The sequence below is a fragment of the Actinosynnema sp. NPDC049800 genome (genome assembly GCF_040656635.1).
Taxonomy (GTDB): domain Bacteria; phylum Actinomycetota; class Actinomycetes; order Mycobacteriales; family Pseudonocardiaceae; genus Actinosynnema.
The window spans coordinates 1-15,046 of the sequence record NZ_JBFAMT010000060.1 but is presented as its reverse complement, the minus strand read 5'-3'; the positions used below and the strand labels follow the sequence as shown (position 1 = coordinate 15,046).

Genomic DNA, 15,046 nt, shown 5'->3' with positions numbered 1-15,046 from the left:
CAACATGTTGTTGCTAGCGTGAGGTCCATGGGCGAACCGCGGTGGCTGGACGAGCGGGAGGCGCGGGTGTGGCAGGCGTACCTGGCGGTCGACCGCGAGCTGCACAGCGCGTTGGAGCGGCAGCTGGTGCGCGACTCGGGGCTGTCCAACGCCGACTACGCCCTGCTCGTGCCGCTGTCGGAGGCCGAGGACGGCGTCGTGCGGTCACGTGAGCTGGGCGCGCTGGTCGGCTGGGAGCGCAGCAGGCTGTCCCACCAGGTCGCGCGGATGGAGAAGCGCGGGCTGGTGACGCGGGAGGAGTGCGTCGAGGACGCGCGCGGCTCGATGGTGCGGCTCACGCCCGCCGGCCGTGCCGCGATCGAGTCCGCCGCTCCGGGGCACGTGGAGACCGTCCGGAGGTACGTGTTCGACGGGCTGTCGGCGGAGGAGGCCGAGGTGCTGGACCGGGTGTTCCACCGCGTGCTGGACCGGATCGCGGCTGACGGCTGAACGCTGAACGCTGGGCGGCTGAACGTCGCCGGTCGGGCGGGGGCGGCTGGGCGCTGATGGTCGGGCTGGGTGGCCGGGCGTGGGCGGCCGAGTGGGGGCGGAGGCCCGAGGAACCCGGCGTGAGAAGAAGAGGGGCCGCGCGGGTGCGGCCCCTCCCCGGCCCCCCGGGATGCCGGACGGCGGCCAACCCGCTGACCCGCCCGGCGGGTGTCCGGCTGTCGGGGTCGCCGAACACCCCTCAGCGTCGCGCACTCGTGCGGGAGTCCGCATCGGCAATCCTCCGTATGCACCTCCGTATCCACGATTGCCCGATCATGTCCACCGATCTCCGTACGCTGTCACCCGGAATACGGAGAGCGGTGGATGCGCGGCGTGTGGCGCTCACACGAAAGTGGACGCCGCAGAACCCGATCGCACCACAAGGAGACGACGTGCAGCTGACCGCGGAGTTCGCCCCGGACCGACAGGCCCTCGTCGGCGGCCCACTGCGCGGATGGCAACACCACGCCCACGAGGACGCGCTGGCCCGCCGCGGCCCCGTGCACCCGGCGGAGCTGCCCAACGGCCTGGAAGTCCTGGTCACGACCATGGGCCTGGAGGCGACCCGGACGCTGCTCGGCGACGACCGGCTGGCCAAGGACGCCGCCGGGCTGCGCGCCGCGATGCAGGACCAGTTGGCGCGCAAGGGCAGGCCGACCGACCTGTCGCGGATCATCGGCCCGTCGATGCTCAACAGCGACCCGCCGCACCACCGCAGGCTGCGCGCGCTGGTGTCGCAGGCGTTCACGGTCCGCCGCATCAACGCCCTGCAACCGGCCGTGGAGCAGACCGCGCGGGAGATGGTCGCGGCGCTGCCGGACGACGTGGACCTGATCGAGGGCCTGGCGTTCCCGCTGCCGCTCGCGGTCATCTGCGACCTGCTCGGCGTGCCCGTCGAGGACCGCGACCAGCTGCACCACTGGACCGCGGCGATGATGACCGAACGGCCCGAGCTCGTCGTGCCCGCCTCCGACGCCATGTTCGGCTACCTGGCCGGCCTGATCGAGTACAAGCGGGACCAGCCCGACGACGCGTTGCTCAGCGGCCTGGTGCAGGCGCAGGTCGACGGCGAGCGGCTGACGCCCGAGGAACTGCTGACCACGGCGATCCTGCTCGTGGTGGCGGGGCACGAGACCACGACCGGCCTCATCGGCAACGCCGCCGTCGCGCTGCTGGCCACGCCGGGCGCGTGGGACGCGGTGAACGACGACACCGTCGGCGCCGCGGTCGAGGAGGCGGCCCGCTGGGACCCGCCGGTCCGCGTCACGCCGCACTACCGCGCCACCGCCGACATCGAGCTGTCCGGCGGTGTGATCCCGGAGGGGTCGGTGGTGATGATCGGCCTCGGCACGGCCGGTCGCGACCCGCGGGTGCACGGCCCGTCCGCGGACCGGTTCGACCCGACGCGCGTGCCGGTGGGCGGCAACGCGGCGCTGGGGCACGCGGCGTTCGGGCACGGCGTGCACTACTGCCTGGGCCACCACCTGGCGCGGATCGAGGCACGGGCCGCGCTGACCGCTCTGCGGGCCCGGGCGCCGCGGGCCCGGCTGGCGGTGGACCCGTCCGAGCTGGAGCGCGGCGACAAGGTCGTGCCCAACACGTTCGCCTCGGTGCCCGCGCTGCTGGAGCCGTGACCGCTCAGGTCACCAGGCCCCGGCGGTAGGCGTAGACCACGGCCTGCACGCGGTCGCGCAGGTCGAGCTTGGTGAGGATGCGCGACACGTAGGTCTTGACGGTCTCGTGGCTGATCACCAGCGTGGCGGCGATCTCGCTGTTGGACAGGCCGTCGGCGATCAGGCGGAGCACCTCCAGCTCGCGCGGCGCCAGCGGCACGTCGTCGCGGGAGCCCTCGGCGGGCCGGATCCGCGTGGCGTACCGGCCGACGAGCTGTCGCGTCACCTCCGGGTCCAGCAGTGCCGCGCCGGCGGCGACGGTGCGGATCCCGTGCAGCAGCTGGGCGGGCGGCGCGTCCTTCAGCAGGAACCCGGCCGCGCCGGCGCGCAGCGCCTCGTACACGTACTCGTCCAGGTTGAACGTCGTCACCACGAGCACCTTGACGGGATCCGCGACGCCCGCGCCGGCCAGCAGGCGGGTGGCCTTGATGCCGTCGAGGACGGGCATCCGCACGTCCATCACCACCACGTCCGGGCGCAGGTGGGCGGCGAGGTCGACCGCGGCCTGCCCGTCACCGCACTCGCCGACCACTTCGAGGTCGGGCTGGGCGTCGATGATCGTCGCGAAGCCGGTGCGGATGAGCGCCTGGTCGTCGCAGACCAGGACCCGGATCGGGGCGGTCACGACGGCCTGCCCGCGGGGATGTCGGCCCGCACGACGAAGCCGCCACCGGGTCGCCTGCCCGCGTCGAACCGGCCGCCGAGCACGCCGACCCGGTCGCGGAGCCCGGTCAGCCCGCGCCCGCTCCCGCCCGGTGACGCGGTGCCCGGACCTTCGGTCGTCACCTCCACGGTGATCTCCTCCTCGCCGTGCAGGACGTGGACCACGGTGCGGCTGCCGTGCGCGTGCTTGAGCGCGTTCGTCAGCGCCTCCTGCACGACCCGGTAGGCCGCGACCTCGGCGCTGCCGGTGGTCTCGGGCGGACTGCCCTCCTGGCTGAACTCGACCGGCTGACCCGCCAGCCGGGTCTGCTCGACGAGAGCGCGAAGTTCGCCGACGGGCTGCGTGCCCGGGTCCGCCTCGTAGCCCGGGTTCAGCAGGTCGAGCAGGTGCCGCAGGTCGCCGATGGCGCGGCGGCCGGTGTCGGTCACGGCGGTCAGCGCCTGGTCGAGGCGTTCGGGTGCGGCGGTCAGGTAGCGCGCGGACTCGGCCTGCACGACCATGGCCGTCACGTGGTGGGTCACGACGTCGTGCAGCTCGCGGGCGATGCGCGTGCGTTCGGCGACGCGGGTGGTCTCGGCGACGTGGCGGCGGCGTTCGGCCTCGGCCGCGCGGGACAACCGCAGCCACGACCCGATGCCCCACGCGATGGCCAGCGTGAGGTAGAACGTCGAGAGCCCGACCACCCCCTCGCCCGGTGCGAGCCGCTCGATCGCGACCGCCAGCGGCACGTACGCCGCGGACAGCAGCGCGGCGGTGGTCCACCGGTGGTGGGCCAGGTGGGCGCCCGCGCTGATCAGCGCGATGGGCAGCGCGGTGCCCGCGACGGTGTGGTAACCGCGGAGTTGGTCGACGGCGAAGCCGAGCACCACCAGGACGAGGCTGACGGCCGGCCACCGCCGCCGCACGGCCAGCGGGAGCGATTCGAGCGCGATCACCACGACGGTCAGGGCGTCGAACGGGCGGTGCGGCAGGGCGCCGAGCTGCGTCCCGTAGTCGTTCAGCCCTGGCAGGAACGCCATGGCGCCGATCAGCAGGGCGAACGGGAGGTCCCGCACCACGACGTCGCACCGCCGCCACCGGTCACCCGCCGCGCGGACGTCGATCACCCGGCGAGCGTAGCGGGCGCGAGGTCGCGGTCCGCGCGGCGGCGGCGCGGGACGATGTGGCCGCGACGGTGGGCCAGCCACAGGAACGCGACCGTCAGCAGCGCGCCGGACGCCACGGCGTACCCGCTCGCCTCGGGGCCGAAGTCGCCGCCGGTGAGCAGGGTCGGGCCCGAGAGCGTCGAGTCCAGCAGACCCTTCGTCGTGTCGTTGCCCGAGACCTCGGCGGCGAAGATGCCCGCGAGGGCGAAGTTCCAGCCGAAGTGCAGCCCGATCGGCAGCCACAGGGTGCGGGTGGCGGCGTAGGCGGCGGCGAGCATGAAGCCCGCTTCGACGGCGATCGCGGTCGCGCCCCAGAGGGTCGCGTTCGGGTTGGGGATGTGGGCCAGGCCGAAGACCACCCCGGTCAGCAGCAGCGCGATCCACGTGCCGGTGCGCTCTTCGACGATCCGGAACAGCACGCCGCGGAAGAGCAGTTCCTCGGTCACCGCGGCGGCGGCCATGAAGCCGAACAACGCGACCATGCCCGTCACCGAACCCAGGCCGTCGACCGAGTAGCCGCCGAACCACGCGATGGTGGCGATGACGGCCCCGCACATCGCGACCCCGATCAGCAGCCCTCGACCGGTCGCGCCGATCGCGCCGCTCCGGGCCAGCTCCACGGGCACGCGGCGCTCCGTGCGCCGCACCACCCAGGCGTAGACGACGACGGCGAGCACGGCGGTCGCGACGCCGATCGTCAGCATGAGCCAGGGGTTGCCCCCCGCGGCGGCAGCGGCCTGGCTGCCGACCAGGGCGACTGCGGCGACGGCCAAGAACTGCAGAAGCAAGCGCATGAAGACTCCTCCGTCCGGTCCGCGACCGCTCGGCCGAGGACCGGACGGACGCTACGGATCCGGCGTCGTCGGATCATCACCGTGCGGTGGACATCCGCGGGTAGCTCGCACGGGGGACAAGGCGCGCGCCGCTGTGAGCTGGATCATGGCGGAGGTTGACCCAGGGTCAGGGTGCAGGCTCGCCGCAGCGGCACGACGCCGACCGGGAACAGCGGGACCACAGGAGCGGACGACCATGCACATCACCCTTTCCGGCCAGGACGAGAGCACCGCCGGGCACGACCGCCCGGAACTGCGGAAGGCGCTCGAGGAGATCGTCGATTCCGGTTTCGTCGGGGTGTCGGTGCGCGTGAACGACGAGCACGGGGAGTGGGTCGGCAGTGCCGGGTCGGCCGAGCTGGGCGGCGCCGTGGCGCCGCCGACGAACGGGCACGTCCGGATCGGCAGCAACACCAAGACCTTCATCGCGACCCTGGTGCTGCGGTTGGTGGCCGAGAGCGTGGTCGGGCTGGACACCCCGGCGGCGGACTACCTGCCGGGGTTCGGGCTGGACCGGCGGATCACGGTGCGGATGTTGTTGCGGCACACCAGCGGGCTGTTCAACTTCACCGGCGAGGTCGATCCCGACGGGACGATCACGTCGGGCATCCCCATCGCGTACGGCCCCACCGGCCACGAGTGGCCGGCCAACCGGTTCAAGACCTACCGGCCGCGTGACCTGGCGGCCCTGGCGCTGGCCGAGCCCGCGCGGTTCGAACCGGGCACGGCCTGGAGCTACTCCAACACCAACTACGTGCTGGCCCGGCTGCTGGTCGAGAACGTCACCGGCCGCCCGGTCGCCGAGGAGATGCGCCGGCACGTCCTCGGCCCGCTGGGGCTGTCGGGCACCGTGGTGCCGGACGCCTCGCCGGAGATCCCCGAGCCGCACGCCCGCGCGTACTACCGGTACGAGGACGCGGGGGAGCGCAGGACGGTCGACGTCACCCGCCAGAACCCGTCTTGGATCTCCAGCGGAGGCGACATGATCTCGACGACCCGGGACCTGCACGCGTTCTTCTCCGCTCTGCTGGGCGGGCGGCTCCTGCCGGCGTCGCTGGTGGCCGAGATGTGCGCGCCGCACCCGACGGGCATCCCGGGCATGGACTACGGCCTGGGGGTGTTCGTGCTGAGCACCGGCGACGGCACCGTCATCTGCCACAACGGCGCCGCCATCGGCCACGCGGCGCTGATGTACGGCACCCCGGACGGCAGCACGACCCTGACCGCCGCGCTCAACTGCGTCGACGACGCCGGCCTGTCCATCGCCACGGCGTTCCGGGACGCCCAGCGACGGCTCGTCGACGAGGTGTTCGGCGGCGTGCGGGCCGCGGCGGACCACAAGGCAGGCTGAGCGGATGCGGAACGGGGTCACGATCGGGCAGGCGGCGGCCTTCGTCGGCGTCACGGTGAAGACGGTGCGGCACTACCACAAGCTCGGCCTGGTCGAGGAGCCGGCGCGCGACGGCTCCGGCTACCGCAGGTACACCTCGGCCGAGTTGTTGCGACTGGTGCAGGCCCGGACGCTGGCCGACGCCGGTGTGCCGCTGGCCGCGGTCGGGCCCCTGCTCGACGCCGACGCCGCGAGGTTCACCGCCTCGCTCGCCGACGTGGAGCGGCAGCTCACCGAGCGGATCGAGGAGTTGACCGCGAGGCGCGACACGCTGCACCGGCTCGCCGACGGCGACCGGGCGCTGCTGCCCGACCGCGCGGTCGCGCTGCTGGGGCGGATGCGCGACCTCGGGTTCCCGGCGGCGGAGGTGGCGGCCACCAGGGAGGGCTGGGTGCTGGCCCGGGCGCTGGTCCCGGAAGGCTTCGACGACTACCTCACCCAGTTCGAGCACGCCGTCGAGGACACCCGCCTCGTCGCCCTGGCCCGGCGCGCGGCCGAGGCCGCGGCCTGGCACCCGGACGATCCCCGCCTCGACGCGCTCGCCACCGCCGCGGCCGACCACTACCTCGCCGACCCCGCGCTGCTGAAGACCGTGACCGGCCTGCAAGCCCGCACCGACGCCACGACCCGGTACGCGCTGATCGCCCACCACGGCCAGGAGCGGACGCCGGCCGCGGCACGGCTGGCCGCGCTCTTCGAGACCAAGCTCCGCGCCGCGGGCGTCCACATCCCACGGACGGACTCCCGCTGACCGCCCGTGCCCGACCCGCGGACGCCGCCGGAGCGGCGCGACGACGGGCTCGTCCCCGCCTAGTCGGCCATGCTCGCCAGCAGCGAGATCAGCTGGTGGCGGCTGCTGATCTCGAGCTTGCGGTAGATCCGGGTCAGGTGCGTGTGGACGGTCGCGGGGGAGATCACCAGCCTGGTGGCCACCTCCGGGTTGGACAGCCCGTCGCCGACCAGCTTGGCCACGTTCCACTCGGCCGGGGTCAGGCCGCCCGGACGGCGGTCCGGCTCCGGCGTCGGCACCTCGTCGAGCACGATCGCCAGCGCCTGTTCCACCGACTCCGCCGGTCCCGCGTACGCCCGCGCGTACTCGTCCTCGCCGAGCACCGCCTTGGCCCTGGCCACGGCCTGCGCGGTGACCCACGCGAACGGCACCAGGCCGTCCACCCGGACACCGGTCACCCGGTGCAACCCGTGCGCCAGCCCCAGCATCCGGGCGGCGGCGGAGCCGTCACCGGCCCGGGAGTGCGCCCACCCCAACGCCTCGATCGACCACAGCGGACCCCACTTGTCGCGGATCTCCCGCTGCACCCGCAGGCCTTCCATCAGCACGTCCAGCGCGCCGACCGGGTCGCCCCACCGCGTCTGCACCACACCGCGGCACCAGTGCGCCCAGCTGATGCCCCACAGCGCGCCGAGCCGCTCGCACTCGGCGTAGAACTCCTCCGCCGCGGGCTCCGCCTGCTCACGGGAACCGAGCAGCACCAGCGACACGGTCAGCATGATGTGCGCCAGGTGGTGGTCCACCGCGAACGCGGGACCGAGCGCGCCGAACTCCTCGTGCGCCTGCCGCAGCAGCTCGACGCCGTCGACCGCGCCCAGCGCCAGCACGGCGTACGCGCCGCGCACGAACGTCACCGCGGGCACCGGCCCGCCCACCTCGCGGGCCATGGCGTCGGCCTCGTCCACCCGCCGCGCGACGAGTTCCCGCTCCACGCCCAGGCACAGCGCGATCCACGCGTCGAGGGCGATGGCGCTGGCCCGCAACGGGTCCGCGGTCGGCGGTGTGGCGGCGAGCGCGCGTCCCAGCCACAGCCGTTCTTCCGGTAATCGACCGGCGTAGGTGTACCAGCGGGTGCGGGCCAGGTCGACGCTCATCAGCAGGCCGGCGTGCGCGGTGTCGGGGTTGCGGATCAGGTCGTTGAGCACCACGCGGTGGTTGGCCATGTCCGCGTCGACCGCCGCGAGCAGGGCGGCCTCGTTGTGCCCGGCGAACGACGCGGCCAGCCGGGCGGCCTCGCGCCGGAAGTAGTCCTGGTGCCGCTGCCGCACGTGCTCGACCTCGCCGGCGGACCGCAGCTCGGCCGCGCCGTGCTGCCGGATCGGTTCGAGCAGGTGGTAGCGGGTGCGGTCGGCGGAGGGCAGCGCGATCGACTTGTCCAGCAGGCCGGCCAGCGCGTCGGCGACCTGGTCTGCGGCCAGCCCGTCGCCCGCGCACACGTCCTCCGCGGCGGTCAGGCTGAACCCGCCCTCGAACACCGACAACCGCGCCCACAGCAGGCGTTCGGCGGGCGTGCAGTGCGCGTGGCTCCAGTCGATGAGCGCGGCCATGGTCTGGTGGTGCTCGACCGCGGTGGTGTCGTTGGCGGTGAGCACGCGCATCACGTCGTCGAGCCGGTCGGCCAGCAACGACACCGGCATGGACCGCATCCGCACCACGGCCTGCTCGATGGCCAGCGGGATGCCCGACACGCGGCGCAGCACGCGCACCACGTGCGGCCAGTTCTCCGGGGTGACACGCCAGCCCGGCACGCTCGCCTCGGCCCGGTCCACCAGCAGCGCCACGGACTCGTAGTCGAGGTCCAGCGGGGCGTCCTCGGCGGGGACGTCCAGCGGCGGCACCATCACCAGCACCTCGCCGGGTACCCGCAGCCGGGCCCGGCTGGTGGCCAGGACCCGCACGCCGGGCGCGGCGCCGAGCACCGCGCGCACCAGCCGCGCCACCGGTTCCACGAGGTGCTCGCAGTTGTCCAGGACCAGCAGCACCTGCCGCGGTCGCAGGTAGTCGACGAGCGTCTCCAACGGCGTCGTGGTCGCCTGGTCGGGCACGCCGACGGCGCTCAACACGACCTGTGCCAACAATTCCGGGTCGCCGCCGCGCGCGGACGCCAGCTCGACCACCCGCACGCCGTCGTCGTAGGCGCGGTGCACCTGCGCGGCGAGTTCCAGCGCCAGCCGGGTCTTGCCGCCGCCGCCCACGCCGGTGAGCGTGATGAGCGGCGCGACACCCATCCGCCGGCGCAGCTCGGCCAGCAGATCCTTGCGGCCGACGAACGAACTCAGCGCCCGCGGCACCACACCGCCTCCCGCTGCCCGCTCGGTCATCCGGACACCGTACGACATCGGGCCGTGCGCGTGCGGTGAGATCGACAAAGCGACGCGTGGGCGAACCACCTTGCAAACCCTTGCAAAGATCGCTCCTCGTTCAGGCTCGTCAAGCCGTTTACACCCGTGTGAGGCCAGGTCTAGCCTGCAAACAATTGCACTAGCTTGCGCAACGAAGCGTGACGGGAGCAGTGATGCGAGCGAGATCGCGACGACTGACCGCTTTACTGGTGGCCCTCGGCCTGACCGGGGCGGCGTGGACCGCGCCGGGCAGTTCCGCCCAGACCGGGACGACGACACCGGCCGCCGCCGCGGCGGCGAACAGCACTACGGTCTTCTACCGCCTGCCTTCGGGGTGGCCGGTCGCCAACGTGCACTACCAACCGCGCAACGGCCCGTGGACCGCCGTGCCGGGCGAGCGCATGGAACCGGCGGCGTGCGCGGGCTGGGTGCGCCGGACGGTGTCGCTGGGCGAGGCCACCGGCCTGGTCGCGGTGTTCAACAACGGCTCGGGCACCTGGGACAACAACAACGGGCGGAACTACAGCCTGGGCACGGGCGACGTGACCGTGGCCGGCGGCGTGGTGGGCGTCGGGAACCCGTGCGGGACCGACCCCGGCCCGGACCCCGGTCCGACGAACCACGCGGAGGTCTACTACTCCACCAAGGCCCGGAACTGGACCGCGACCCGGATCCACTACCAGCCCACCGGCGGCACGTGGACGGCCGTGCCGGGCGTGCCGATGGAGCAGGTGTGCCCGGACTGGGCGCGCGCCTCGGTCGACCTCGGCCAGGCCACCGGCCTCAAGGCCGCGTTCAACAACGGCTCCGGCCAGTGGGACAACAACAACGGCGCCGACTACGCGCTGCGGACCGGGCGCAGCACCGTGAAGGACGGCGTGGTCACGCCGGACGCGACCGATCCCTGCGGACCCCCTGCCCCGCAGGACACCGTCGCGCCGAGCGTGCCCACCGGCCTGCGGGCCACCGCGTCCGCGCTCACCGTCTCGCTGACGTGGACGGCGTCCACCGACAACGTCGCGGTCGCGGGCTACGAGATCACCCGCACGGGCGGCGCGCTGGGCACCGTAGTGCGCAACAGCGGCGCGGTGGGCTTCGCCGACGGCCCGCTCACCGCGAACACGACCTACACCTACGCGCTCAAGGCCTACGACGCGGCGGGCAACAAGTCCGGCTCCACCGCGTCGGTCGCGGTGACCACGGGCGACGCGCCGCCCGCGCCACCGGGCGGCACACCGCTGGGCGGCGACCCGCGCGAGGACTCCATCTACTTCGTGATGACCGCCCGCTTCAACGACGGCGTCGCGGCCAACAACCGGGGCGGCAGCCAGCACGTGCGCTCCGGCAACGCGGCGAACAACGACCCGATGTTCCGCGGCGACTTCCAGGGCCTGGTCGACAAGCTCGACTACATCAAGGGCCTGGGCTTCTCCGCGGTCTGGATCACGCCGGTCGTGCTCAACCGCTCGGACTACGACTTCCACGGCTACCACGGCTGGGACTTCCACCGCGTCGACCCGCGCCTGGAGACGCCCGGCGCGACGTACCAGGATCTGATCAACTCCGCGCACGCCAAGGGCCTGAAGATCTACCAGGACGTCGTCTACAACCACAGCTCCCGCTGGGGCGCCAAGGGCCTGTTCCAGGCGAAGGTCTTCGGCGTCCGCGACAACCAGTGGTCCTGGTACTACGACCAGCCGGTGCAGGGCTTCGAGTACGACGGCCTGACCATCGACCCGAACACCGGCAAGTCGTACTACAACGGCGACCTGTGGTCGACCACCGAGCCCGCCGGCAACACGTGCGTCGACTGGGGCAAGCCGACGCAGCACTCCAGCCCCGAGGGCTACCGGATCTACAGCTGCCAGTGGCCGAGCCCCACCTCGGGCATGTTCCCCGCCCAGCTCTACCACCGGTGCTGGATCGGCAACTGGGAGGGCGAGGACTCCCGGTCGTGCTGGCTGCACGAGGACCTGGCCGACTTCAACACCGAGAACCCGATCGTGCAGAAGTACCTGATCGACGCCTACAACCGGTTCATCGACATGGGCGTGGACGGCTTCCGGGTGGACACCGCCGTGCACATCCCCCGCGTGACGTGGAACCGCCGGTTCCTGCCCGCCATCCAGCAGCACGCCACCGCGAAGTTCGGCGAGAAGGGCCGGGACTTCTTCGTCTTCGGCGAGGTCGCGGCGTTCGTCAACGACAAGTGGAACCGCGGCTCGGTCAACCACTCGGCGCAGTTCTTCACCTGGAAGGAGCGCCGCGAGTACAGCGCCGACGACGCCACCGCGTCGCTGGAGCAGTACTCCTACGAGCAGGGGATGGGCACGGGCGGGCAGCCGACGAGCCGCAACGCGTTCCTCGACGGCAACGCCTACCACGCGCCGGACCACTCGAAGTTCTCGGGCATGAACATCATCGACATGCGCATGCACATGAACTTCGGCGACGCGAACAACGCGTTCTGGAACGCGAAGGACTCCGACGACTCCACCAACGACGCCACCTACAACGTGACGTACGTGGACTCGCACGACTTCGGGCCGAACAAGTCCAGCGTGCGGTACGCGGGCGGGACGGGCGCGTGGGCGGAGAACATGAGCCTGATGTGGACGTTCCGGGGCATCCCGACGCTCTACTACGGCTCGGAGATCGAGTTCCAGGCGGGCAAGCCGATCGACTGCGGCCCCACGTGCCCGCTGGCGACGACGGGTCGGGCGTACTACGGCGACCACCTCGCGGGCCAGGTGACGGCGTCGGACTACGGCGTCGTGTCGTCCGCGTCCGGTCAGGTCGCGACCACGTTGCAGAAACCGCTGGTCAAGCACGTGCAGCGGCTCAACCAGATCCGCCGTGCGGTGCCCGCGCTGCAGAAGGGCCAGTACTCGACGGAGGGCGTGTCCGGCGGGATGGCGTTCAAGCGCCGCTACACCTCCGGCTCGGTGGACAGCTTCGCGCTGGTCGCGATCTCGGGTTCGGCGACGTTCACCGGCGTGCCCGACGGCACCTACCGCGACGCCGTCACGGGTGACACGAAGACCGTCACCGGCGGCAGCCTCACCGCGAACCCCGGCGGCCAGGGCAACGCGCGGGTCTACGTGCTGGACCTGCCGGGCAACCCGGCGCCGGGCAAGGTCGGCGCCGACGGCCCGTACCTGAAGTGACCTCCGGCGGGCGGGCGTGCCCTCTCCCACCGCCCGCCCGCCGGACCCCACACCTTCGGGTGACGTCGTCGGCGGTGCTGGTCCTGGCCGCCGCGTCCGGTGCGCTCGCGCTCGGACCCCACGCCGCCGGGCCTGGACCTCCCGCCCGAGCGCCGGGCCCGCCGGATCCGCAGACCGGGTCAGACCCAGGCCAGCACCGACTCCACCTCGACGTCGAGCTCGGACACCGGGACGTGGCCGAACTGCTCCACCACGACCCGGCCGTCACGCCGCCGCCACGTGCCGCGCACCTGACCGTCCACGACGACGTGCGGACCCACGGTCTGCACCAAGGGTGCGTGCAGGGGATCCAGCAGCAGGGTGCGGTCGGCGTAGCCGAGCAGGAACGTGTCGAAGGGGCCGAGGAGCCGGACCGTGCCGTCGAGGTCGGCGGCGTCGGTCGTCGGCAGCTGCCAGCCGTGCTTGCCCTCCACCAGCTCGTCGAACGGGAACGCGGCGCGCACCTCGACCTCCGGCAGGCCGCTCCACGCGGTGAAGTCCTCGACCGTCGCGGGGCCGTAGGCGCGCAGGTAGCGGCGGACCAGCTCGGCGACGCCGCGCGGCTCGGCGTCGACGCGGGGGAGCAGCCGGTAGGTCGACTCGCCCGCGACGACCACGCCCTTGTTGGCGGCGTAGGCCAGCAGGTAGGCGGGCGCGGGGGTGGCCGGGTCGAGCGCCACGCCCACGTCCGCGAGCCGGGCCACGACCTGCGGCCTGGTCAGCGGTTCGGTCAGCACCTCCCGCAGGGCGTCCGACGCCCGCGCGCACACCTCGTCGGTCAGGCCGAGTTCCAGCCGCCGACGCCTCGACCGGGCCACGTTCACCGGGCCCAGCAACCCCACCAGCCAGCCGACGTCCTCCCGGCGCAGCAGGTGCACCGCGCCACGCATCGCGCACGTCCGCACCACGTCACCGGCCTCCAGCGCGGCGCGCAGGTCGGCGGGGGAGACGCCGGTGGTGCGGGCCCGCACGGCGAGACCCGCCGCCGTGGTGTCCTGCGCCTGCACCGCGAGCACGTCGTGCAGCAGCTCGGGCAGCGAACGGGCGGGGGTCGTCAGGCGTTGCGCCCGCATGCGCAGCGCCCTCGCCCGACCGGCGGTCACTTCGGCCCCGCGCCCGTCGAGCCGCGCACCACGAGTTCCGGCAGGAACACGAACTCGGCGTGCGGCGCCGGCGTGCCGCCGATCTCCTCCAGCAGCGCGTTGACCGCGGCCTGGCCCATCGCCTCGACGGGCTGGCGCAACGTGGTCAGCGGCGGGTCGGCGAACACGATCAGCGGGGAGTCGTCGAACCCCACCACGGACACGTCCTGCGGCACGCCCAGCCCGCGCTGCCGGGCGGCCCGGATCGCGCCGAACGCCATCAGGTCGCTGCCGCAGATGATCGCCGTGCACCCCTTGTCCAGCAGCGCCGTCGCTGCGGACTGGCCGCCCTCGACGGTGAACAGCGAGTGCTGCACCAGCGCCTCGGCCTGCTCGGCGGTGTAGGGGAGCGCGGTGCGCATGTGCTGCACGAATCCCTCGATCTTGCGCAGCACGGGCACGAACCGCCGCGGCCCGACGGCCAGGCCGATGCGCTCGTGCCCCAGCTCCACCAGGTGCGACACCGCCAGCCGCATGGCCGCGCGGTCGTCGGTCGACATGAACGGCGCGGAGATCTTCTCCGTGTAGCCGTTGATCATGACGAACGGGATGCCGCGGCCGGCCAGCTTGGTGTAGCGGCCCGTGTCGGCGGTGGAGTCGGCGTGCAGGCCGGAGACGAACACGATCCCGGCCACGCCCCGGTCCACCAGCATCTCGGTGAGCTGGTCCTCGGTCGACCCGCCCGGTGTCTGCGTGCACAGCAGCGGCGTGTAGCCCGCGCTGGTCAGCACCTGTTCCACGACCTGCGCGAGGGCGGGGAAGATCGGGTTGCCCAGCTCGGGCGTGATCAGCCCGATGAGCCCGGCGCTGCGCTGCCGCAACCGGGGTGGTCGTTCGTAGCCGAGCAGGTCCATCGCGGCCACCACCGCCTGGCGGGTGGCCGACGACACGCCGGACTTGCCGTTGAAGACCCGGCTGACGGTCGCCTCGCTGACCCCGGCCTGCGCGGCGATGTCGCTCAACCGGGCGGTCACGCCGTCCATGTGGGTCCTTTCCGTCGCGGCGACACGCGCACCCGAAGGAAAGTCCTTGCAAAGGCTTTCAGCAAGCCCTTGACAGTCACAGTTCGGGCGCCAACCCCGCTGAACCGAGGCAGAGGGCGGCCTGCCGGGTTCCGGCGGCCATCGCCTCGGCGACGTCGGCCCCCGCGAGGTGGGCGACCAGGAAGCCGGAGAAGAAGGCGTCACCGGCGCCGTTGGTGTCCACGATCTCCTCGACCGGCACGGCGGGCACGTGGGGGGGGGGGGGGGGCGGCCCGGGCCGGGGGGGAGAGCGCCCGGCAGAAGAACAGACACGGACGCCGCGAGTTCGGGAGGGGGGATGGGGGGGTGAT

The 15,046-nt window shown here is 73.0% G+C and carries 12 protein-coding genes; 5 read left to right on the top strand and 7 right to left on the bottom strand.

Features of this window, described 5'->3' with window-relative positions; all coding sequences use genetic code 11:
* Positions 1–27: 27 nt before the first annotated feature.
* Both AB0I91_RS38195 and AB0I91_RS38190 read left to right on the top strand, forming a co-directional pair.
* The gene (locus AB0I91_RS38195) at positions 28–489 is read left to right on the top strand and encodes a MarR family winged helix-turn-helix transcriptional regulator (RefSeq protein WP_498781533.1); all 462 of its coding nucleotides are present in this window, start codon (positions 28–30) and stop codon (positions 487–489) included.
* A 431-nt stretch (positions 490–920) separates the two neighbouring features.
* On the top strand, positions 921–2,162 hold the full coding sequence (locus AB0I91_RS38190; protein ID WP_499616248.1) for a cytochrome P450: 1,242 nt from the start codon (positions 921–923) through the stop codon (positions 2,160–2,162).
* A gap of 4 nt (positions 2,163–2,166) precedes the next feature.
* Here the strand turns inward: AB0I91_RS38190 and AB0I91_RS38185 are convergent, their stop codons facing one another.
* From AB0I91_RS38185 to AB0I91_RS38175, 3 genes are read right to left on the bottom strand one after another with little or no spacing between them, the layout of a single operon-like run.
* Positions 2,167–2,826 carry a response regulator gene (locus tag AB0I91_RS38185; protein WP_499616246.1) on the bottom strand — a complete coding sequence of 220 codons (660 nt, stop codon included), beginning with the start codon at positions 2,824–2,826 and terminating at the stop codon, positions 2,167–2,169.
* Positions 2,823–3,971 (bottom strand): sensor histidine kinase, encoded by a 1,149-nt coding sequence (locus tag AB0I91_RS38180; protein ID WP_498781528.1) that lies wholly within the window; start codon positions 3,969–3,971, stop codon positions 2,823–2,825. Before AB0I91_RS38180 ends, AB0I91_RS38185 begins: the two co-directional genes overlap by 4 nt.
* The gene (locus tag AB0I91_RS38175; RefSeq protein ID WP_499616243.1) at positions 3,968–4,804 is read right to left on the bottom strand and encodes a CPBP family intramembrane glutamic endopeptidase; all 837 of its coding nucleotides are present in this window, start codon (positions 4,802–4,804) and stop codon (positions 3,968–3,970) included. Before AB0I91_RS38175 ends, AB0I91_RS38180 begins: the two co-directional genes overlap by 4 nt.
* A gap of 235 nt (positions 4,805–5,039) precedes the next feature.
* Here AB0I91_RS38175 and AB0I91_RS38170 point away from each other — a divergent pair, with 235 nt between their 5' ends.
* Both AB0I91_RS38170 and AB0I91_RS38165 read left to right on the top strand, forming a co-directional pair.
* Positions 5,040–6,194 (top strand): serine hydrolase domain-containing protein, encoded by a 1,155-nt coding sequence (locus tag AB0I91_RS38170; RefSeq protein WP_499641218.1) that lies wholly within the window; start codon positions 5,040–5,042, stop codon positions 6,192–6,194.
* Positions 6,195–6,198: 4 nt separating this feature from the next.
* A complete protein-coding gene (locus AB0I91_RS38165) occupies positions 6,199–6,984 on the top strand; it encodes a MerR family transcriptional regulator (protein ID WP_499641216.1) in 786 nt (261 codons plus the stop codon).
* A 59-nt stretch (positions 6,985–7,043) separates the two neighbouring features.
* Here AB0I91_RS38165 and AB0I91_RS38160 read toward each other — a convergent pair whose 3' ends face one another.
* Positions 7,044–9,344, bottom strand: coding sequence for a helix-turn-helix transcriptional regulator (locus tag AB0I91_RS38160; RefSeq protein ID WP_498781522.1), 2,301 nt, complete (start codon positions 9,342–9,344; stop codon positions 7,044–7,046).
* A 194-nt stretch (positions 9,345–9,538) separates the two neighbouring features.
* Here AB0I91_RS38160 and AB0I91_RS38155 point away from each other — a divergent pair, with 194 nt between their 5' ends.
* Complete coding sequence (locus tag AB0I91_RS38155) at positions 9,539–12,532, top strand: carbohydrate binding domain-containing protein (RefSeq protein WP_499641214.1); 2,994 nt, start codon at positions 9,539–9,541, stop codon at positions 12,530–12,532.
* A gap of 179 nt (positions 12,533–12,711) precedes the next feature.
* Here the strand turns inward: AB0I91_RS38155 and AB0I91_RS38150 are convergent, their stop codons facing one another.
* The 3 genes from AB0I91_RS38150 to AB0I91_RS38140 form a co-directional block, all read right to left on the bottom strand.
* A complete protein-coding gene (locus AB0I91_RS38150; protein WP_499616231.1) occupies positions 12,712–13,674 on the bottom strand; it encodes a winged helix DNA-binding domain-containing protein in 963 nt (320 codons plus the stop codon).
* Positions 13,671–14,696, bottom strand: coding sequence for a LacI family DNA-binding transcriptional regulator (locus tag AB0I91_RS38145; protein ID WP_498781519.1), 1,026 nt, complete (start codon positions 14,694–14,696; stop codon positions 13,671–13,673). Before AB0I91_RS38145 ends, AB0I91_RS38150 begins: the two co-directional genes overlap by 4 nt.
* Before the next feature lie 76 nt (positions 14,697–14,772).
* On the bottom strand, positions 14,773–14,937 hold the full coding sequence (locus tag AB0I91_RS38140; RefSeq protein ID WP_499641212.1) for a PfkB family carbohydrate kinase: 165 nt from the start codon (positions 14,935–14,937) through the stop codon (positions 14,773–14,775).
* Positions 14,938–15,046 lie beyond the last annotated feature (109 nt).

Excerpts from the sequence above, each read along its gene's own strand:
- AB0I91_RS38195 (WP_498781533.1), top strand. The coding sequence starts at position 28 with ATGGGCGAACCGCGGTGGCTGGACGAGCGGGAGGCGCGGGTGTGGCAG.
- AB0I91_RS38175 (WP_499616243.1), bottom strand. The coding sequence starts at position 4,804 with ATGCGCTTGCTTCTGCAGTTCTTGGCCGTCGCCGCAGTCGCCCTGGTC.
- AB0I91_RS38170 (WP_499641218.1), top strand. The coding sequence starts at position 5,040 with ATGCACATCACCCTTTCCGGCCAGGACGAGAGCACCGCCGGGCACGAC.
- AB0I91_RS38165 (WP_499641216.1), top strand. The coding sequence starts at position 6,199 with ATGCGGAACGGGGTCACGATCGGGCAGGCGGCGGCCTTCGTCGGCGTC.
- AB0I91_RS38160 (WP_498781522.1), bottom strand. The coding sequence starts at position 9,344 with ATGACCGAGCGGGCAGCGGGAGGCGGTGTGGTGCCGCGGGCGCTGAGT.
- AB0I91_RS38155 (WP_499641214.1), top strand. The coding sequence starts at position 9,539 with ATGCGAGCGAGATCGCGACGACTGACCGCTTTACTGGTGGCCCTCGGC.
- AB0I91_RS38145 (WP_498781519.1), bottom strand. The coding sequence starts at position 14,696 with ATGGACGGCGTGACCGCCCGGTTGAGCGACATCGCCGCGCAGGCCGGG.